The sequence below is a fragment of the Rhizobium skierniewicense genome, from assembly GCF_014196515.1.
Taxonomy (GTDB): Bacteria; Pseudomonadota; Alphaproteobacteria; order Rhizobiales; family Rhizobiaceae; genus Agrobacterium; species Agrobacterium skierniewicense.
In genome coordinates this window covers 82,226-101,781 of sequence record NZ_JACIDV010000016.1, presented here as the reverse complement: position 1 = coordinate 101,781, position 19,556 = coordinate 82,226, and the positions used below count along the sequence as shown (strand labels likewise).

The following is a 19,556-nucleotide window of genomic DNA, read 5'->3' as shown; positions in this document are numbered from 1 at the left end:
ATTGCGCCATCCAGCTCGCGAAAACACCACCTGAACGAGAAGCCCAAAAACGCAAAAACCCACCGACAAAAATCGGCGGGTTTGTCAGCAGTCTGGAAAGCCCCGGAGTGATCCGGGGCTTTCGTCGTTCTGAAACGGTGAAACTATTCGTTGGCCGAAACCGTGACGCCCAACACCTGCGGGATGGTGTTCGGGGCACCCATGGCCGCACCCATGATCATGGGGAAGGGCACGGGCTTTGCCGGTGCAGCCGAGATCGTGAAGTTCTTCGGATCGTCGATATAGGTGTTGACGGCGGCGGAAACAGCGTTCTGCAGCTCTGGCACGTTGAGCTGCGCCATCATGATCGGGACCATGCCCTTGATGGTCTGGGCCAGCTGCTCGCTGGACATGCCTTGCTCACCAGCCGCGTAATCGATGGCGCGCTTGGTGATGCTGGCATCGTCGAAGCTGATTTCGGCGCTGTTGAAGCTCAACTGCTGCATGAGGCCGAGCATCGCGAGACCAGCCGCCTGATCGGCCTGTTCCTTGTTGGGGTTGGCCGCCTGCGCCTTGACGGCATCCTGCATCGACTTGATGAAGTTCAGCGTGTAGCCGGAGAAGCTGAAGGCCATGTTGAGGCGACCGACATCTTTCAGATCGAGGGCATATTCATCGATCGTCAGCGTACCCGGCGCGATTTCCCAGGAACCGCTCATGTTCATTTCGCCACTCAGCGACTGAACCTTAAGCTTGTCGATCGCTTCCTTGGACTTTGGGTCTTGAACGTTGCTGAGATCGGCCTTGAAGCCGGTTGCGTTCAGATCGAAGCTGATGGTGCTGTCGTCTTCGCTCTTGGTCATCGTCGTCGTTGTTTCTTCGAGAGCGAAGGTTTCCTTGCCATCGATCTTGACCGACACCGGACCGCTGTGGGCCTCATCGTACAGCAGCATCGAATCCACCGTGCCAGTGGTCGCGTCTGCAGGCACGACGATGCCGGACACGTAGATGTCGCTGACGTCGATCGCGACATTTTCCTTGGCGTAGTTGACGTTATCAAAGCTCATCTTTTCGATGGTGTAACCACCATTGGCTTCCTCCACACCCTCAAGCCTGACGTTGCCGAGGGGAATGACCTGCTCCTTGGCTGTCGTTGCGTTGAAGGTCACGCCGCTCATCGTAACGGTCGACCCATCGACGGCAATCGACTTCGCGCCGATTTCAGCGCCCTGGACGCGATAGGAATCGTTGATCTTCTTGAGCACGTCTGCGCCATCGAGTGCAAATGCGGGTGATGCGAACGCGACGGCCGCAACGCCTGCGAGCAGAAAATGCCGTGTAGATTGAAGTCTCATTATGTCTCTTCCCTGATGAATCTTGGACGTTGGCTTATCGAAAACCGGAATCATGCATTTATATCCGAGGCATAGCGACGGTCTACTGCATTCGTACTTTGCAACGAATGGCCGAATTGCGGCATAAAAACAAGATTAACAAAAAATATACGCTTGGCCCCGGTCATCCACAGCGCAAAAGCCCTGATTCCTTGCCGGGATTGGCCCTTTCCGCTAGTCAAGCGCTATGGGAAAAAATCTTCTTCCTCCGTCCGGCGGAGACGACAACAATATTGTGCCGATCGATTTGAAGGCGGCGCTCGAAGAGCGCTATCTGGCCTACGCGCTATCGACCATCATGCACCGTGCGCTACCGGATGTTCGTGATGGTTTGAAGCCGGTGCACCGCCGCATCATTCATGCCATGAGCGAGATGGGCATTCGCCCGAACTCCGCGTTCAAGAAATGCGCCCGTATCGTCGGTGACGTCATCGGTAAGTTTCACCCGCATGGCGACCAGTCGGTCTATGATGCGCTTGTGCGCCTGGCGCAGGATTTCTCCCAGCGCTATCCCATTGTGGACGGGCAGGGCAACTTCGGCAATATCGATGGCGATGGCGCCGCCGCCTATCGTTACACCGAAGCACGCATGACGGATGTCGCAGCACTTCTGCTGGAGGGCATCGAGCAGGATGCCGTCGATTTTCGCCCGACCTATAACGAGGAAGACGAAGAGCCGGTCGTTATGCCCGGCGCGTTTCCCAACCTTCTCGCCAACGGCTCTTCCGGCATTGCCGTGGGGATGGCGACCTCCATTCCGCCGCACAACGCCCATGAGCTGTGCGATGCCGCGCTGCGGCTGATCAAGAACCCGGAAGCGAGCGTCGAGGATCTGATGTTCGATCCCGCTCATCCGGGAAAGGGCGGCATCGAAGGCCCGGACCTGCCGACAGGTGGCGTCATCATCGAAAGCCGCGACAGCATCATCGATGCCTACAAGACCGGCCGTGGCGGTTTTCGCGTACGGGCGAAGTGGGAAATCGAGGATCTGGGCCGCGGCGGCTATCAGATCGTCATCACCGAAATTCCCTATCAGGTTCAGAAATCGCGGCTGATCGAGAAGATTGCCGAGCTTTTGCTGGCGCGGCGCCTGCCGCTGCTGGAAGATGTGCGTGACGAATCCGCCGAGGACGTGCGCGTCGTGCTGGTGCCCAAGAACCGCACCGTCGATGCCACGCTGCTGATGGAGTCGCTGTTCCGCCTGTCCGATCTGGAAAACCGCATCCCGCTCAACATGAACGTTCTGTCCATGGGCCGGGTGCCCAAGGTCATGGCGCTGAACGAGGTGCTGAAGGAATGGCTGGACCACCGCCGCGACGTGCTGCTGCGCCGCTCGCGCTTCCGTCTGGCCGCCATCGACCGCCGCCTGGAAATTCTCGGCGGCTTCCTCATCGCCTATCTCAACATCGATGAGATCATTGCCATCATCCGCGAGGAAGACGAGCCGAAGCCGGTCATGGTCGCCCGCTTTAACCTCACTGATATTCAGGCCGAAGCCATTCTCAACATGCGCCTGCGCTCCCTGCGCAAGCTGGAAGAGTTCGAAATCCGCACGGAATTCGAAGGCCTGAGCAGCGAGAAGGCCGAGATCGAGTCATTGCTCGCTTCGCCGGACAAGCAGTGGAAGACGGTGGCCTGGGAAATCGAAGAGGTCAAAAAGAAATACGCCAAGGTGACCAAGCTCGGTGCACGCCGCACCCTGTTCGCCATGGCTCCGACCGCCGATATGGATGCCATCCAGCAGTCGATGATCGAGAAAGAACCCGTCACCATCGTCATCTCGCAAAAGGGCTGGATCAGGGCGCTGAAGGGCCACATGACCGACACGTCTGCCCTGACCTTCAAGGAAGGCGACGGCCCGAAGCTGGCCTTCCCGGCGCAGACCACCGACAAGCTGTTGCTGGTGACGACCGGCGGCAAGGCCTACACGCTGGGCGCGGACAAGCTGCCGGGCGGGCGTGGCCATGGAGAGCCGGTCCGCATCATGGTGGATATGGAAAACGATCAGGATATTCTGAGCGCCTTCGTCCACGACCCCTCCCGCAAACTGCTGCTGGCCTCCACCGCTGGCAACGGCTTCGTGATTGCGGAGACGGACATGGTGGCCAATACCCGCAAGGGCAAGCAGATCATGAATGTGGCCATGCCGGATGAAATGAAGCTGCTGGTGCCAGTGACCGGCGATCACGTCGCCATCGTCGGCGAAAACCGCAAGATGCTGACCTTCCCGCTGTCGCAAGTGCCGGAAATGTCACGCGGCAAGGGCGTGCGCCTGCAACGCTACAAGGACGGCGGCATTTCGGACATCAAATGCTTTGCGCTGGCCAGCGGACTGACATGGGAAGACAGCGCCGGGCGCGCCTTCTCCAAGAACGCCAATGAACTGCTGGAATGGATGGCCGACCGCGCCACCGCCGGCCGCACCGTGCCCAAGGGTTTTCCGCGCAGCGGCAAATTCGGCGGGTAAGGGCAGGGCGGTCCCAAACTCTCGCGACGGCATCCGCCTCTCGACGTCATCCTCGGCCTTGTGCCGGGGATCTGACCACATCACCACAAGCACAACGCAACGGATATCCTTGACCGGTGCGGCCCCACCGACATCCACAAAAAAGCCCACCGATTGATGGAGAAATCCAACAATCGGTGGGCTTGAAGACCGGCAGGACAACCCCGCCTATCTCGCAGGATCAATCGTCCATTTTGTCGTAGTCGAGCTTGGGAGCCGCTTCGAGCGCTTCCTTGGTCGTGTCGACATAGGCCTTCCATGTGCCATTGTCGTTGTTGATGGCGACAGAGGCCGGGTCAAGAACCACATAGCTCTTGTCGATCCCCAGGAAGCCGCCGACGCTGGCCACCAGACCGATGACGGATTTGCCATCACCAATCACGACGTCTTCGATCTCACCAATGTTTTCGTTCTGCGCATTGTAGATATCAAGACCATCCAGCTGCGACGCTGTGAGGTCGGTCTTCTGCACGTTGACGAACTTCAAAGGGCCGTTGGCCTTGGTGCCCATAGTAATCCCAGGACCAGCCATCGTCGCATCAGCGCCAGCAGCCGGTGCTGCCGAAGGAGCGGTTGTTGCTGTCTGTGCGAAGGCAACAGAAGATGTCAGAGCTGCAACGGCAGCGAGTGCGAAGATCTTGTTTTTCATGATGTTTCTTCCCTTTATATGCTGAACGTGGTGTTCGGGGAAAGAACGGGTGGGGGCGGATTTGGTTCCGTATCTTAAATCAAGGTCGGCTAAGGGTCGTCCCAACCTGAAAAGGTAATCTCCTCGTCATCAGCCTCTCCGACATGTTCTAAGATGAGTTGGAAATTTTCCGGAGATGATAGTCTTTCGTAGACTTCCACTTCAGCTGCATGAGTTTCAGGATCATAAAGACTCCACCTCACACCTGTACCCATAATTTTTTCAACGTCGCGAATAACCATCCAGTCCCTGACTAAGCCATATATATTTGTTTCTATGCCGAGTTCTTTTGTGACTTTTACGTAATCTTCCGGAATAATATCTTTTAACTGTCGCACAGTTGTAATGCCAAACGCACTCAATTCTTTAATAAGGTCATTCATGATATCGAGGTGTTGATGCGGCTCAAGGGGAAACTGATTTTTTCTGGCCCAGTTTTCTATGAATTCCGTTAAGCTAATAGAGTTTATAGGAACATCAAGGTTTCCGTCTTGATAACTTTTGTTGACTTCCTCGGCGTAACTGTCGATATTTTTGGCAATCTCACTAAAGCCTTTGTCTGCAATCTCAAGTAGTCCCGCGTGTAGATAGAGGCTACGTTGTAAATCATCGGGCAGCGCGCCACGAAACTTGTATGAGCGGTCATGAGCAAGTTCCGCCCACGCGTGTTGCAATACCGTCCTGATTTGGAACTCAAACTTGAGCCCACCTAATCCTCTATATTCTGGTAATTTTGCACGCTCAGAGCCTAGGTCGCAGACATAGTGGACTGAACGATAGCCTACCTGATTTGATAGTAAAGTTTTGTCTTTATTGCTGCTGTTTTGCCAGTCGACGTTAAAAGAAAATGATAATAAATCTGATGCCTTCTTTATATCAGATTCGATAAATAATATTATCCTAATTCCAGACATATCAGTCATGTCCTTGGGAGGGTTTTTGTAGTTCTTCCTTTTTATCTTGTCATGAATGCTTTCCGTTTGCTTCGTTCGCCCGGTGACAGAGAGGAATTCTATTCCATTATCTTCTAAAAGATTTTTCGTTATCGAAACAACGGATTCTGTTAATCTCTCGTGCTTCGGTATTATTTCATCAAGCCAATGTTCTAAATCCATAATTGTATCCGTAAAGCGCACCTAAATCAGTCTGGGATAAAATTGCTTTCAATTCAATCTGTCGTTTAAGTTTTTCTGTTAATATAAGAGGCGCTCTCGCTCTCTTTTTTTAACCCGTTCCTAGTAATGAGTACCGCTTACTCATAACCACTCTCCATCCACAAACTTCAACGCATCAATAATCGACATTTTCCACACATCCCAAACATGATCCCTATCCGTGATCCGTAGTTCGGATTTGCGGTTGTCGGCTTGCAGGGTTTCGTGGAGGGCGATGGCGCCGCGCCATAGCGAGAAGTCGTCGTCATCGCCGACGGTGAGGTAGGTGGGGGAGGTCCTGTTTTTTGACGAGGTGCTGGGCGACTGTCGTGAAGAGCTTTTGCTCGTTGAAGCGTCGGGCGTCGAAGGGTGTGCCGAAGGAGCCGGAGAAATGATCGCCGGTGGAGGGAAGCACGACGCTGCTGGTGATGTTGGCGCGATCTACACGGTGGAAGAAGGCGCTATCCTGAGTGAGCTTCAGTTCGGCGGGTGACTTATCGAGACCGGTGGCGGGTCGTTTTGCCAGATAGCGGCCGAGAGGCCAGCGACTAGAGTCTCAACGCCCCGGCCGCCCAGTCTTTCCCTTCGTCCGTCCCTTGCGCTTCTGCTCGCCCGGGTCTTCATAGCTCCCTACACCAACCTTGCCGCGCGCGATCGGGCGTGGGTCGTCCTTGCCGCCGGTGGCGCGGTCGGGTTGACCTTCTAGCAGGGGTGAGAAGCGTTTGCCGTCTTCGGTTTTGGGCTTGGGCGGAGCTGCGCCCTTGACGGGTTTTTCGGTGCGGCCGACGGTCATTTCGTCGAGGCTGTTTTTGCGGAACAGGGGTTTGGCGGTGTCTGTGCCGGGGCCCATATCATCGAGCGATGGTTTGGCGAAGAGAGATTTCGAGGCTGGTGGGTTTGGTTCACCTCCCTCTGTCCTACCGGACATCTCCCCCTCAAGGGGGGAAATCGACTCGCGGTTGGCGCTCGCGCTGCCTTTTTTGCCGGGCTTGCCTCTGCTGCTGCCCTCAAGTGATTTGGCTTCTTCCTTGGCAATCGGGTCGTCCATGGCGGCGAGTTCGGCGGCTTTGAGGCGTTTGATTTCGTCGCGCAGGCGGGCGGCCTTTTCGAAGTCGAGATCGGCGGCGGCGTCGCGCATGGATTTTTCCAGCGCATTGAGATGGGCCTGTAGATTGTTGCCGACCATATGACCGCCATCCGCAAAACCCTTGCCGGATGTGCCGGAGATATCGGCGCGCACGTGATCGCGCTCGTAGACGCTGTCGAGGATATCCGAAATGCGGGCCTTGACCGACTCAGGTGTAATGCCGTGTTCGGTGTTGTAGGCCACCTGCTTTTCGCGGCGGCGCGAGGTTTCGTCCATCGCCCGCTGCATCGAGCCGGTGATCTTGTCCGCGTAAAGGATGACCTTGCCATCGACGTTACGGGCGGCGCGACCGATGGTCTGGATGAGCGACGTTTCCGAGCGCAAAAAGCCTTCCTTGTCGGCATCCAGAATGGCGACGAAGCCGCATTCGGGAATATCCAGACCTTCGCGCAGCAGGTTGATGCCGACCAGCACGTCGAAGGCGCCAAGGCGGAGGTCACGAATGATCTCGATGCGTTCCAGTGTGTCGATATCCGAGTGCATGTAGCGCACGCGCACGCCCTGTTCATGCAGATATTCGGTGAGGTCCTCTGCCATGCGCTTGGTCAGCACGGTCACGAGGGTGCGGTATCCGGCCTGCGCCGTTTCGCGGATTTCGCCCAGCACGTCATCCACCTGGCTGCGGGCGGAGCGGATTTCGACCGGCGGATCGATGAGGCCGGTGGGACGAATGACCTGTTCGGCAAAGACGCCGCCCGACTGTTCCATCTCCCAATTGCCGGGCGTGGCCGACACGGCGACGGTTGGCGGGCGCATGGCATCCCATTCCTCGAAGCGCAGCGGGCGGTTGTCCATGCACGACGGCAGGCGGAAACCATATTCGGCCAGCGTCGCCTTGCGCCTGAAGTCGCCCCGGTACATGCCGCCAATCTGGCTGACGGAAACGTGGCTCTCATCGATGAACAGCAGGGCGTTATCGGGGATATATTCGAACAGGGTCGGCGGCGGTTCACCGGGGCTGCGGCCGGTGAGGTACCGCGAATAGTTCTCGATACCCGCGCAGGAGCCGGTGGCTTCCAGCATCTCGATATCGTAGCGGGTGCGCTGTTCCAGCCGCTGCGCTTCCAGCAGACGACCGGCCTTTTCCAGCTCTGCAAGGCGGCCTTTCAGCTCTTCCTTGATGGAGCGGATGGCGCCGTTCAGCGTGGGGCGCGGGGTGACATAATGCGAATTGGCGTAGATCTTCACCGATTGCAGATCGCCGGTCTTCTGGCCGGTCAGGGGGTCGAATTCGGTGATGCTGTCAATCTCGTCGCCGAACATGGAAATGCGCCATGCGGCATCTTCCAGGTGGGCCGGGAAAATTTCAATGGTATCGCCACGCACCCGGAACGAGCCGCGCTGGAAATCCATGTCGCGGCGCTTGTATTGCTGGGCCACGAGGTCGGCCAGAAGCTGACGTTGATCCAGCCTGTCGCCAATCGCCATCTGGAACGTCATGGCGGTGTAGGTTTCCACCGAGCCGATACCGTAAATGCAGGACACGGAGGCGACGATGATGCAGTCGTCGCGCTCCAGCAACGAGCGGGTGGCGGAGTGGCGCATGCGGTCGATCTGTTCGTTGATCGAGGATTCCTTCTCGATGAAGGTATCGGAGCGCGGCACATAGGCTTCCGGCTGGTAGTAATCGTAATAGGAGACGAAATATTCCACCGCATTTTCGGGGAAGAAGTTCTTGAACTCCGAATAGAGCTGCGCCGCTAGTGTCTTGTTGGGCGCCAGAATGACGGCGGGACGCTGGGTGGCCTCGATGACCTTGGCCATGGTGAAGGTCTTGCCGGAGCCGGTGACGCCGAGCAGAACCTGTGACCGTTCCCCGGAATTGATGCCTTCGACCAGATCGGCAATGGCCGTGGGCTGATCGCCCGCCGGTTCGAAATCCGAGGCCATGCGGATGGTGATGCCGCCTTCGGATTTCGGCGGACGGGCAGGGCGATGCGGCGTCCACATCTTGCCGTCCTTGAACAGCGGATTGCCGCTTTCGATCAGCGCCGACAGCGCCTCCACAGTGGCGGTGACGGCGCCGGTTGCGAGGTTTTCGGCATCCTCGAGGCTGACATCCATGCCCGCGACCGGATTGAGACCGGCGGCGGCGCGGGTTTTCGGATCGTTGGAGGCGCCGATGGATGAACCGCGTGACGTCTTCTGCGCCGTGGTCTTCTTGTTGACGCTGGCATTGGCCTTGGCGGCCTCGTCGATGGCCTGCTTGCGTGCCTCGATCTCGATCTTCTTGCGGTGCTTGCCCGCCTTGGAGGCCACTTCGCGCTGGGTCTCGACGGAGGATGCCTCGGCATCCGCTTCCAGCTGCTTGACCCAGTCCGAAACGCTGCCGGACAGCGGCGCGCCTTCGAATTCGGCTTGTGGCATCTCGGCGAAGCCATCGGAGCGGGAGGTTTTAGCGGAGGGTGTTTTAGGTGATCTGGCCATGGGCGGAATATGGAGAGAGTCCGGTTGAAAGGGAAGGGGCGGGGTCGAAAAAAGGAGTACAAACAGGAAACGTCGTGGCACGTTGGAACCTGTTATTGGCTTCTGCGTTCTTCACGCGCTCTGACTGTTCCGTGAAGAGCGCCTTAAAATCCTGTTCCTGTTTGCTGCATCCTGCGCTAAGCAAGACGTCGCAAGCCGGGACTTGTTCCCCCTTCTGGTCAATTTTCCCTCTCCCAATTCCAAGGTGCATCATGCCTTTTTCCATAACCCCTGCGCATATCTGGCCGGTCATCATGCTGATCGCCTCGAACGTCTTCATGACATTCGCATGGTACGGACACCTCAAGCACAAGGGCAGCCTGCTGTTCTTCGCGATCATGACGAGTTGGGGGATCGCCTTCTTCGAATATTGCCTCGCCGTTCCAGCCAACCGCATGGGCTCCGAGGTCTATTCCACGGCACAGTTGAAGACGATGCAGGAAGTCATCACGCTGACGGTCTTCGCGCTGTTTTCGGTCTTCTGGCTGAAGGAAAGCCTGACGATCAACCACGTGATCGGCTTTGCCCTGATCGCATTTGGTGCGTCGTTCCTGTTCCGGTCTTGAATAGGGTCTTTGCTATGAATTCCAATTGGACCGCAGCAATTTCCGCTGCCTTCCTTGTGGCATCTTTCGTGGGCCAATCGCAGGCCAAGGAACCAGATCCGCGCGTTTCTGCCGCGCTTGCTCCGCAGATCGCGCGATGCTGGACCGTGGCGGCTGAACCGCCGGTGGTCCTACCGATTTTGAATGCTCAGCTTGAACGGGACGGATCGGTAAAATCCGTCGTCGTAGCCAACCATTCAGAGGACCCTGCGTTCGCGGTCTATGCGGAAGCGGCGCGCCGTGCCGTTCTGCGCTGTGCGCCGTTTGACCTGGCGAAATTCGCGGATAGCTACGAAGACTGGCGCGAATTAACACTGAACTTCTCGTCGGATGATGCTTCGGGGCAATCCAAGCGACAGAACAAGGAAACCGGTGTGACATCGCTGATGCCGCAGTTCAGCAGCGGTGGCAGGGTCGCCAACGGCATAGCGCAGCAGGCCACATCATGGGATGGTCGTGAGACCATGGTCATGTTCATGTGCGTTCCAGAAGAAAAGCCGAACGGGTTCGCCATCGGTGTCGATTTCGGCGTAGGCCGCGATCAGACGCAGCCGCAAAATGTAATGATGATGTACGGCCAGACGACGGAAAAGAGAAAGTACACGCGTGTCGCAGAGTATCTCGGCTTCGAGGGCGCGGTTGCAGCGAAACATCTGAAAGCGATGGGCGATGCAAAAGGCTACCTTGAGTTCGCCAGCGAAAATGGGCATTCCGCATTTTTCAAGTTCGACGACATGCAGAATGAATTGGGTCAGTTCCTCAAGCTGTGTGACTTGAAAAGCTGAGCGTTCCTGTGATTGGAGAGACGATGATCGTGCGTCCCGCAGAGTTAGACGATGCCGAGGGCATGGCCGCCGTGCAAAACGAAATCTTTGCGGCGGGGCTGCGCAAGACGCCGACGGATGTCGCGACCGTACTGGCCCACTACATCACGGCCGAGGATCGTATCCAGTGCACAGTGGCTGTCGATGATGATGGCCGTATTCTCGGATTTCAGTCGCTGAGATTGGCGACTGCAGCTGGCAATCCCTATGGCGTTGAGCAGGGCTGGGGCATCATTGGAACCCATGTCAGTCCAAATGCTGCGCGCCAGGGCGTGGGTGCAGCTCTTTTTCGCACAACGCTAACGGCTGCCAAAGCTGCCGGGCTTGAGCATATCGACGCGAGCATCGGTGCGGATAATCAGCTGGGGCAGGCCTATTATGAGGCAATGGGGTTTCGGACCTATCGCATGCCAGAGGGACGGGTGTGCAAGTCTTATCGAGTGGAATGATTCTTCGAGTTTCCGGCTTGAGTGACGTTGGACAGAGCCGGGATTTTCCCGGCTTCCCAATATCCCCTATTTACGTCACACCTCTCTGGCGTGCAGTCTGAATATGCGCGCGAAGAATGTCTTGTCTGATACGCTGTAAAGCACAGCGGCAATCGCTGCCGTCGCCATCACCGCGAAGATGACGCGCCCGATGAGGATGCTGTAGATGTCGGCACCGAGCGAAACCATCAGAAGTGTGTCCTCGATTACGCTGTGCGCGAAGCCCATGAAGACGCAGGAGAGAAAGATTTGGCGTGGGGATATAGTGCCGGACCTGGCTTCGCGGATAAGCAGGCCTGCGCCATAGGATATGCCCAGAAACAAGCCGATGGCGGTGAGGTTGGCGGCTTCGCCCTTGATGCCAGCGAGACGCAATACGGGTGCCAGAGCGGTCATCATCACCTTCATCAGTCCTATTGCTTTGAGGATTTCGAGGCTCCACGACAGTGCAAAGAGAATGACCAGCATGGAGATCATCGTTTCCAAGAGACCAAGAAAATACACGGCCCAGTCAGGCGTAGCGCTCATTGGTATCCATGCGGGACTGACGGGATCGGATAGCCAACCGGTGCCTTGCAAGACATGATGCAGGAGAAAGGCATAGAGCAAACCACCCGCGATACGCAGTGTGGTGGTGGTCGCCATGCCGGGACCGGCCTGCTGAATAATCTTTTGCTCGATTGGTAGACCATGCGCAAACAGGATGAGCGCAGAGAACACCGTGACATCTGCAACGCTGAGAGACGACGCTGGAACAAGCGTGAAAATGAGCGGAATGGCGCCCCATATCCCCACCAGCATGGCGGTGAGCCACGCCAAGCCCAACTCGGAGGGTAAGCCGATCAGGTTCATGACCGGCGCAAACGCTGGTGATGCGGCTTCGATTGCACCCATGCGAGACAGAACCTCGGTGAGGATCGCAAGGGGAATCGTGATCCGAACAAGCACCCAATAAATCGCAAATGTGTCACGCGTCGTTTTCAAAAAAGGTGTCAAAAATTTCATGGAGAAATCCTCTCAGTGGGTCTCCATCTGCTAGCGCGAGCCATTTCGAATTTGTGGTCAAAGATTGTGTTCTTGTGCAATTTTATTGCAAATCGTATCCACTGAGATAATTTGTCTGAATGGACGGGATCGACAAAAAACTTCTGAATTTGATGCAGCGTGATGCTTCGCGCACGAATATTGAGATGGCTGACGAGGTGGGGCTGTCGCCCTCTAGCTGTCTGCGCCGGATGCAACGCCTACGAAAATCAGGCGTTATCGACCGTATCGTTGCGATCCTCAATTCCGCCAAATCGGGGCGGGGTATCAAGGCGCTCGTCACGGTGGAGCTGAAGTTGCATGGCGAGCAGCATATGCGCCGCTTTCTGGATATCGCGGCTAAAGAAGAGGCCGTTTCACAAGCCTATGCGGTAACCGGTGAAACGGACGTCGTCTTGATGTTACGCTTGCGAGACATGGAGGAGTTCGACGTGCTCTGCGACAGGCTTTTCCGTGATCAGACCAACGTCGCGCGCTTCTTCACTATGATCGTGATCAGGACGGCGAAGGAAGAGACAGCAATCAGGCTTTGAAGAGGTCGCCGTCTTGATCCGTGAAAGCAGAGTGCCGGGATTGCTCCCGGCCTCCATTTCATGCTGCTCGGCGCTTCGTCAGCCTCTGAACGACGAGATCGAGGACGAGCATCACCAGAAGGCTCACTCCCACCAGCGGGAAGAGAATGCCGCCGATGGCGAGGATGGCGGCGAGGCCATAGAGCGTGCGCCGGCTTTGCGGCATGGGCGGTACGCCGAGCGAGCCCTTCGGACGGCGTTTCCACCACATGATGCCACCGGAGACGGCCAGAAGCATAATGCCGAGGCAGGCAATCGCCAGCACGATCTGGTTTGCCAGCCCGTATTGCTGGCCCATATGGACGTTGATGCCCCATTCCAGACTTTTGCCGAGCGGACCGTAATCCGCATAGGTCATGTCGATCAGCGGTTCGCCGCTATATTGATCCAGATGGATAACACGCTGTTTCGACAGATCGTCGGGATAGACGGAGCCGCTGTAGACGCCCTCTGGTTTCGTGGGCAGCGCGACGGTGTAACCGGGCGACAGGCCGAGGTCATTGAAGCGGGAAATGGCCTTGTCGATGCCGATCGACGTAGGGCTCATATCCATGTCACCCATATCGGCCATGTTCATGGTGTCGTCGTGCTGGCCGTGATCGTGGCCGCCGGAGGTGGGGATTTTTGCCTGCTCCAGCGACCACGAGGTCTTTGAGACATCATCGAGTTTTGCGCCGGACATCGGAATATCCGTGCGCACGCCAGCCGGATATCCGTAATTGCTGCCATTGGCCCATTCGTTGACCTTGGCACCCCAAACGCCGGACCAGGGCATTCCGGTGACGGCGAGGAAGACGATGAAAGCGCCGACGAAAAGGCCGGTGACGGCGTGCAGATCCCGCCAGAAAACACGCTTTTTTGGCGTTCCGCGCACGGTGACGACGCCGCCGCTCTGCTGGCGGGGCCACCAGAGGTAGATGCCGGTCGCAACCAGAAGGATGGACCAGCCAGCGGCGATCTCGATGAGATAGCGCGCATAGGTGCCGAAATATTTGAGGCTGTGGAGATAGCGGATCGTCCACATGACGGTGCCGCGATCTGGCAGGGGGCCGAGGGCTTGGCCCGTATAGCCGTTCACATAGACCGCTTGCTTGCCCTGCGGCGTAGCGACCGTGATTTCCGTCGATGCGCCGGGATCGGCAGGCGTGGTGTATTTGACCGCTGTGCCCGGCACAGACGCAAGCGCGCTTGCGACGATATCCGACGGACGGGCGGCGGGTGTGTTCTGGACCATTTCGACGCGTTTGAGATCGGAATGGATGACGTTATCCAGTTCGTCCCTGAACAGATAGAGCGCGCCGGTGATGGCCAGCGTTATCATGAAAGGCAGGACGAAAAGGCCAGCGTAGAAATGCCAGCGCCAGACGGCGCGGTAGAGATTGACGGACGCAGATTGCGCGGGCGTGCGCTCCGCCTGATAGGAGGTTGTCACGGACATGAGATGTCTCCGCAAGACGATGAGATGTTTGGCCAGAGCTGGCGCGCGGCGTTGCAGCGCGTGTCTCAAGCCGGTTTCGTGCTCTCAGGACTGCGGGTTGAACGGCGGGGCGCGCGGTTGCGATTCGCGATTGGGCGGGGCAGGCAAAAGGCCAGCATCGTGATGAAGCGACGCGACGTCCGTTTTTGGAACGGTGCCGACAGTGAGTTCGGTCGACGTGACCAGCAGGGCGACGGCCGACGCGGAAGCGAGGCGGCAGAGCGCACCGCAGCAATTATCCGCAGCCTTGGTGCCGGTATCCTTTTTGTCGATCGCGCTTGCAGGAGTGTGGCTGGAACAGATGACGTCATCTGCGGACAGTGCCGTGGCGGCCATGCTGCCATTCGCAACGCCGGTGGCAAGCCCCTGCAGCAAAAACAGCAAAAGCGCCAGCATGGCGACAGCGCCAGCCGAACTGCGATCCTGCATGATTTTGCGAACGAACTTCATGGCGAGACTCAGTGCCACAGTTCGATTGCGTTGTCACCGCGACATTCTGCTCATCCCGTGCGTTACAAATTGTCCATGTCTGAAAAAGACCATGCTTTCGCGGCTTTTTTGCCGGAATTGGAGGAGATTTTCGCACCATCTTATTGTTGGCAGGAGTGCCGGAAATGGCTTCATTTTCTCCAACGATGGCGGCGATCCGCTATGGCTATGGGCTTTCACCCGGCCAGGTACTGAACCGGAATCCGGACGACCTGCTGGTACAGCTTGCTGATGCACCATTGAAAGAACCGTTTTTCCCCGTCGGAGGAGCGTTCGAAGCGCGACAGCGATCCGACGACCTCGCAGACAGGCTTGTTGCGACCAGTGCCGGTAAAAATGGCGGCGAACTGGATCGCGATGGCCGCAAGCTGATCCAACAGAAGGCCGAGCAGAGTTTCCAGCGCGACAGCATGGCAAGGGTCATGCAGGCGGTCTTCTCACCTTACGGCTTCCACGAGCGGCTCGCCTCGTTTTGGGTGGACCACTTCTCCGTCAATGCCCGCAAGGCCGTGCCGATGCGCCTCGTTACCCCGCTTTACGAGGTGGAGGCAATCCGGCCACATCTGGCTGGCCCTTTCCGCAATCTCTTACAGGCAGCGGTGCTGCATCCCGCCATGTTGATCTATCTGGATCAGAACCGCTCGACGGGCCCGGGATCGGCGGCGGCCGCAAAGGGCAAGCGCGGCCTCAATGAAAATCTCGGTCGGGAATTGCTTGAACTCCATACGATGGGGGCAGGCAGTGGCTACACCCAGGCCGATGTGCGCTCTGCCGCACTCGTTCTGACGGGCATGACGGTGGATGACCGAAACGAGATGCTGTTTCGTCCCGGCATGGCAGAACCGGGTCAGATCAAGGTGCTGGGCGTTTCCTATGGTGGTGACCAGCGCACGGCAGATGATTGTCTCGATATGCTGGATGACCTGGCGACGCGACCGGAGACGGCGGTTCATGTGTGTCGCAAGCTGGCGGCGCACTTCATCGCCGATGACGTGCCGCCGGATGTGCTGGCTGCCATGGTCGATGAGTGGAAGGCAAGCAAGGGCAACCTTGTGAAAGTCTATGCCGCCATGCTCAATCATCCCCGTGCATGGGCCGAGCCGGGCCGGAAAATGAAATTGCCGTTCGACTATGTCGTTTCCGGGCTGCGGGCCTTCGGGATCACCCACAAGAACTGGCAGGAACGATTGTCTCCAACCGGTGATAACGAAGTCGCGCCGACTGCTGCGCCAATGCCACTAGAGACAAAGGACGACAGTAGCACGGGCATGCCGGACAGTCCCCACATGACGATGGACAGGCCTGCATCCGATATGAAGACGGACGCTCAGCCGCCGCTCCAGAAGCCGAAACCCAAGCAGAGCCTCGCGCGGGTTCTGACGCTCGCTTCCCTCAGGCGCATGGGACAGCCGGTGTGGCAGCCGCCGAGCCCGGCAGGCTTCGAAGAGGGTGTCGCATCCTGGTTGTCCCCCAGTCAGATGAGCGAGCGTATCCTTTGGGCTCGCAAAGCATCAAGCTCACTGGGTGGTGACATGGAGCCGAAGCGGCTTCTGGAAGTGGCGATGGCAGAGATGGCGCGCGACGATACCATTCGCGTCGTCACCCAAGCGCCCAGCCGTGTCAGCGGCATGACGCTCGCACTGTCTTCGCCCGAATTCAACAGGAGGTAGGATGATGGCTTTGTCTCAGGATATGCTGATCAGCCGACGCAGTTTTCTGGCGATGGCGTGCTGCGCAGCGGCATTGCCAGCGTTCTCTCCTGTCAGTTTTGCTGCCATGCCCGGCGATAACAGGTTCGTCACGATCATTCTGCGCGGCGCTATGGACGGGCTCGATCTCGTTCAGCCCTATGGTGAAACGGCCTTTGCCGGTTTTCGCCCGACTTTGGCGCTGACGCCGGACACGGGTCTTATCGATCTCGACGGCCACTTCGGTCTGAACCCGGCTGCCCAGCCGTTGATGCCGCTGTGGCAAAGCAGGGAACTTGCCTTCGTTCACGCGGTCTCCACCCCTTACCGGGATGAACGCAGCCACTTCGACGGACAGGACATTCTCGAAAGCGGCGCCAACCACGTTCACGGTGAACGTACGGGATGGCTGAACCGGGCGCTATCCAGCATCCCACGGTCCAACGATCGCAAGGCCATCGACATCAAGACATCCATGGAGCTTCTCCTGTCAGGTCCGAACGAAGCCGATGTCTGGGCATCCACGTCCGATATGACCATGGGCGCTGACGACGTTGCCTTCTTCAAACGGCTCTACGCCAACGACCCGGATTTCAACCGCGTGCTGGCGGAAGCCTTGCGCACGGACATGTCTGCTGAGCAGTTGTTTCAGGATCAGAAGCGCGGTGAGGGCATTCGCGACGTCGCCAGGCTTGCCGGCGGGCTGTTGCGCGAGGATTATCGCATCGCTGCCTTTTCCGTCGATGGCTGGGATACGCATGCGGGCCAGAAAGGCCAGTTTGCGCGCACGGTCAAGGATTTGACCATCGCATTAATGGCACTGAAAGAATCGCTCGGGCCGGACGTTTGGAAAAAGACGGTGGTGTTGGCCATGACGGAATTCGGGCGCACGGTTCGCGAAAACGGTACCGGTGGAACAGACCACGGCACCGGCGGTCTGGCGATCCTCGCCGGTGGCGGTATCGACGGAGGTCGCGTGCTGGGCAACTGGCCAGGGCTCTCGGATGGAAAACTTCTCGACAACAGGGATCTGATGCCGACCGGTGACGTGCGTGAACTTGCTGCAGCCATGCTCTACAGGCAATTCGATGTGGGTGCGGACGCCCTTACAAACAGCGTGTTTCCGGGGCTCAGCTTCGACAGATCGTCAGCCTATCTCAAGGTCTGAAGAGGTTGACATCTGTCCTCAGATCACGCCTTCGAAATGGGCGTAGGCTTTCCGTGCTCATCCATCGCGACCATGATGAAGGTGCCGGCGGTCACTTTTTCAAGCGCGTCGTAGCGGGACCGCTGCGCCCAGGCTTCAACGGTCAGCGTGATCGAGGTGCGTCCGACACGGGTGATCTCCGTGTAAATGGACATGGTATCGCCGATCTTGACGGGAAGCTCGAACGCCATCTCCTTGACCGCTGCCGTCACCACGCGACAGCGCGCCCGTTCAGCGGCGCGAATGCCGCTTGCCAAGTCCATCTGCGACATGACCCAACCGCCGAAGATATCGCCTGCCGGATTTGCATCCGCTGGCATGGCGAGTGTGCGAAGCGTGAGTTCGCCGGTCGGTTTGATCGTGTCTGGCATGGGTTCTCCAATGAACGGTTGGTCGAGAAGGGGTTATGTCTTGGCCAGAAACTGACCGGTCGCATAAAGCGCGATGGCCGCCGCATTCGATACATTGAGCGACTTGATCTCGCCCGGCATATCCAGCCGTGCCAATGCAGAAACGGTCTCGCGTGTTTTCTGACGCAAGCCCTTGCCTTCAGCACCGAGAACCAGAGCGATCTTGTTGCCGCTGAATGTCTGCTCGATGGGGGCAGGGCCTTCCGAGTCCAAACCAATCGAGGTAAAGCCGAGCTTGTGCAACTCGCCCAGCGCATCGGCCAGATTGGTGACCTGAATATAGGGAATCATTTCGAGCGCACCGGACGCGGATTTCGCCAGGACACCCGACTCGGTCGGGCTGTGACGCATCGTGGTGATCAGCGCGCCCGCATTGAAGGCGACAGCCGAACGCATGATGGCGCCGACATTGTGGGGGTCGGTCACCTGATCCAGCACCAGAATGAGAGGGCTGTCCTTCAGCGCCGAAAGCTTGCGCATGGGGAGGGGTTTGGTTTCCAGCATCACACCTTGGTGGATGGCATCGGGACCGAGAACCTTGTCGATATCCTGCGGTGACACCATCTCAACCGGAAAGGATTGTTCTTCCGCCGTGCCGATCTCCAGACGAGCGAGCGCGTTCATGGTCACCGACAACTTGACGATCTGGCGTTCCTTGTTGGCCAGGGCCGCGCGAACGGTGTGCAGACCATAAAGATGGACCTGATCAGGCGCCAGTTGGGGCGCTTTCCAGTCTTCGCCGCCACGAGGCTTGCGCTTCTGAAAAGCCGGAGTGGGAATTTCGCCACGTTCTCTCTTGGCATCGCGGACCTGACGGCGCAGCGTTGCATAGTGTGTGTCGCGAGTGGATTTTTCGTTGGGATCGTCTTTGCTCATGCCGTCTTATATCGTCAGCAACGCGCCAGCACCAGTCCCTCAGACCGCTGGCACTCAAGATGAAGATACAGTTTTTACCGTTTTGGCAAAGGCTCGATATAAATCTGCCGTCGTCTCCATAGGCCGGTCCGGTGTAATCCACAGGCCTATGACTCTGTTCGCGTTTTTCGCAAATTTTCGTCACACATCGTGTTGACAGACGCGGCGAGGGCAGTCATATACGCGGCCACAGACGACGAAACGGCAACGTGCCGCCCTCGGAAATCTGGTTAAGCTTGGTCGCTTGATCCTCGCAGAATACTGGAGGAATGCCCGAGTGGTTAAAGGGGACGGACTGTAAATCCGTTGGCTCAGCCTACGTTGGTTCAAATCCAACTTCCTCCACCATTCTGCACGGATCGAACTCACCACCGCGGGTATAGCTCAATGGTAGAGCAGCAGCCTTCCAAGCTGAATACGCGGGTTCGATTCCCGCTACCCGCTCCAACAATCTCCGTCACTGGCAGCGAATCGGATCACTCCGATGTGGTGCGTTCATTGTT

General features: G+C 57.7%; 16 protein-coding genes, 2 tRNA genes and 1 pseudogene. 9 read left to right on the top strand and 10 right to left on the bottom strand.

The genetic code is table 11. The features are described 5' to 3' along the window. Window positions 1-143: 143 nt before the first annotated feature. Window positions 144-1,334 carry a hypothetical protein gene (locus tag GGQ73_RS20750; RefSeq protein ID WP_183897676.1) on the bottom strand — a complete coding sequence of 397 codons (1,191 nt, stop codon included), beginning with the start codon at window positions 1,332-1,334 and terminating at the stop codon, window positions 144-146. Between the two features lie 226 nt (window positions 1,335-1,560). Between GGQ73_RS20750 and parC the strand changes: the two genes are divergently transcribed. Continuing rightward, window positions 1,561-3,840 (top strand): DNA topoisomerase IV subunit A, encoded by a 2,280-nt coding sequence (gene parC, locus GGQ73_RS20745; protein WP_183897675.1) that lies wholly within the window; start codon window positions 1,561-1,563, stop codon window positions 3,838-3,840. Window positions 3,841-4,060: 220 nt separating this feature from the next. Here the strand turns inward: parC and GGQ73_RS20740 are convergent, their stop codons facing one another. The 4 genes and pseudogenes from GGQ73_RS20740 to uvrB all read right to left on the bottom strand — a co-directional run bounded on the left by GGQ73_RS20740 (window position 4,061) and on the right by uvrB (window position 9,295). Beyond that, window positions 4,061-4,528: a PRC-barrel domain-containing protein gene (locus tag GGQ73_RS20740; protein WP_183897674.1), complete on the bottom strand. Its 468-nt coding sequence runs from the start codon at window positions 4,526-4,528 to the stop codon at window positions 4,061-4,063. Between the two features lie 89 nt (window positions 4,529-4,617). After that, the gene (locus GGQ73_RS20735) at window positions 4,618-5,682 is read right to left on the bottom strand and encodes a GTP pyrophosphokinase (RefSeq protein ID WP_183897673.1); all 1,065 of its coding nucleotides are present in this window, start codon (window positions 5,680-5,682) and stop codon (window positions 4,618-4,620) included. Between the two features lie 141 nt (window positions 5,683-5,823). Further along, window positions 5,824-6,342 (bottom strand): annotated as a pseudogene (locus GGQ73_RS23065) (alpha/beta hydrolase); the annotation flags it as partial. Beyond that, entirely contained in the window at window positions 6,278-9,295 is a 3,018-nt protein-coding gene (gene uvrB / locus GGQ73_RS20725; protein ID WP_183897671.1) for an excinuclease ABC subunit UvrB, read from the bottom strand. The pseudogene GGQ73_RS23065 and the gene uvrB, both read right to left, overlap by 65 nt. Window positions 9,296-9,546: 251 nt before the next feature. Here uvrB and GGQ73_RS20720 point away from each other — a divergent pair, with 251 nt between their 5' ends. Genes GGQ73_RS20720 through GGQ73_RS20710 form a run of 3 tightly spaced genes read left to right on the top strand, consistent with a single transcriptional unit; the run spans window position 9,547 to window position 11,212 of the window. Then, window positions 9,547-9,900 (top strand): DMT family protein, encoded by a 354-nt coding sequence (locus GGQ73_RS20720; protein WP_174152640.1) that lies wholly within the window; start codon window positions 9,547-9,549, stop codon window positions 9,898-9,900. A gap of 14 nt (window positions 9,901-9,914) precedes the next feature. Then, the gene (locus GGQ73_RS20715) at window positions 9,915-10,724 is read left to right on the top strand and encodes a cell envelope integrity TolA family protein (protein ID WP_183897670.1); all 810 of its coding nucleotides are present in this window, start codon (window positions 9,915-9,917) and stop codon (window positions 10,722-10,724) included. Window positions 10,725-10,747: 23 nt separating this feature from the next. Then, window positions 10,748-11,212, top strand: a complete 465-nt coding sequence (locus tag GGQ73_RS20710) for a GNAT family N-acetyltransferase (RefSeq protein WP_183897669.1) — start codon at window positions 10,748-10,750, stop codon at window positions 11,210-11,212. 75 nt (window positions 11,213-11,287) lie between these two features. Here the strand turns inward: GGQ73_RS20710 and GGQ73_RS20705 are convergent, their stop codons facing one another. Then, the gene (locus GGQ73_RS20705; protein ID WP_183897668.1) at window positions 11,288-12,256 is read right to left on the bottom strand and encodes a nucleoside recognition protein; all 969 of its coding nucleotides are present in this window, start codon (window positions 12,254-12,256) and stop codon (window positions 11,288-11,290) included. 119 nt (window positions 12,257-12,375) lie between these two features. Here GGQ73_RS20705 and GGQ73_RS20700 point away from each other — a divergent pair, with 119 nt between their 5' ends. Next, window positions 12,376-12,828 (top strand): Lrp/AsnC family transcriptional regulator, encoded by a 453-nt coding sequence (locus GGQ73_RS20700; protein WP_183897667.1) that lies wholly within the window; start codon window positions 12,376-12,378, stop codon window positions 12,826-12,828. A gap of 58 nt (window positions 12,829-12,886) precedes the next feature. On the opposite strand, the gene GGQ73_RS20695 is transcribed toward GGQ73_RS20700, so the two are convergent. Together GGQ73_RS20695 and GGQ73_RS20690 are read right to left on the bottom strand one after the other, a co-directional pair. Further along, the gene (locus tag GGQ73_RS20695) at window positions 12,887-14,305 is read right to left on the bottom strand and encodes a PepSY-associated TM helix domain-containing protein (protein WP_174152644.1); all 1,419 of its coding nucleotides are present in this window, start codon (window positions 14,303-14,305) and stop codon (window positions 12,887-12,889) included. An 84-nt stretch (window positions 14,306-14,389) separates the two neighbouring features. Next, window positions 14,390-14,794, bottom strand: coding sequence for a DUF2946 family protein (locus tag GGQ73_RS20690; protein ID WP_174152645.1), 405 nt, complete (start codon window positions 14,792-14,794; stop codon window positions 14,390-14,392). 164 nt (window positions 14,795-14,958) lie between these two features. Between GGQ73_RS20690 and GGQ73_RS20685 the strand changes: the two genes are divergently transcribed. Both GGQ73_RS20685 and GGQ73_RS20680 read left to right on the top strand, forming a co-directional pair. Continuing rightward, a complete protein-coding gene (locus tag GGQ73_RS20685) occupies window positions 14,959-16,503 on the top strand; it encodes a DUF1800 domain-containing protein (RefSeq protein ID WP_183897666.1) in 1,545 nt (514 codons plus the stop codon). 4 nt (window positions 16,504-16,507) lie between these two features. Beyond that, a complete protein-coding gene (locus GGQ73_RS20680; protein WP_183897665.1) occupies window positions 16,508-17,689 on the top strand; it encodes a DUF1501 domain-containing protein in 1,182 nt (393 codons plus the stop codon). Window positions 17,690-17,712: 23 nt separating this feature from the next. Here the strand turns inward: GGQ73_RS20680 and GGQ73_RS20675 are convergent, their stop codons facing one another. Together GGQ73_RS20675 and rlmB are read right to left on the bottom strand one after the other, a co-directional pair. Then, the gene (locus tag GGQ73_RS20675; protein ID WP_183897664.1) at window positions 17,713-18,099 is read right to left on the bottom strand and encodes an acyl-CoA thioesterase; all 387 of its coding nucleotides are present in this window, start codon (window positions 18,097-18,099) and stop codon (window positions 17,713-17,715) included. Window positions 18,100-18,132: 33 nt separating this feature from the next. Further along, complete coding sequence (gene rlmB, locus GGQ73_RS20670; protein ID WP_183897663.1) at window positions 18,133-19,014, bottom strand: 23S rRNA (guanosine(2251)-2'-O)-methyltransferase RlmB; 882 nt, start codon at window positions 19,012-19,014, stop codon at window positions 18,133-18,135. 302 nt (window positions 19,015-19,316) lie between these two features. On the opposite strand from rlmB, the gene GGQ73_RS20665 reads away from it, so the two are divergent. After that, window positions 19,317-19,401: transfer RNA gene (locus GGQ73_RS20665), tRNA-Tyr, on the top strand. A gap of 25 nt (window positions 19,402-19,426) precedes the next feature. Further along, window positions 19,427-19,500: transfer RNA gene (locus GGQ73_RS20660), tRNA-Gly, on the top strand. The last annotated feature ends 56 nt before the right edge of the window (window positions 19,501-19,556 follow it).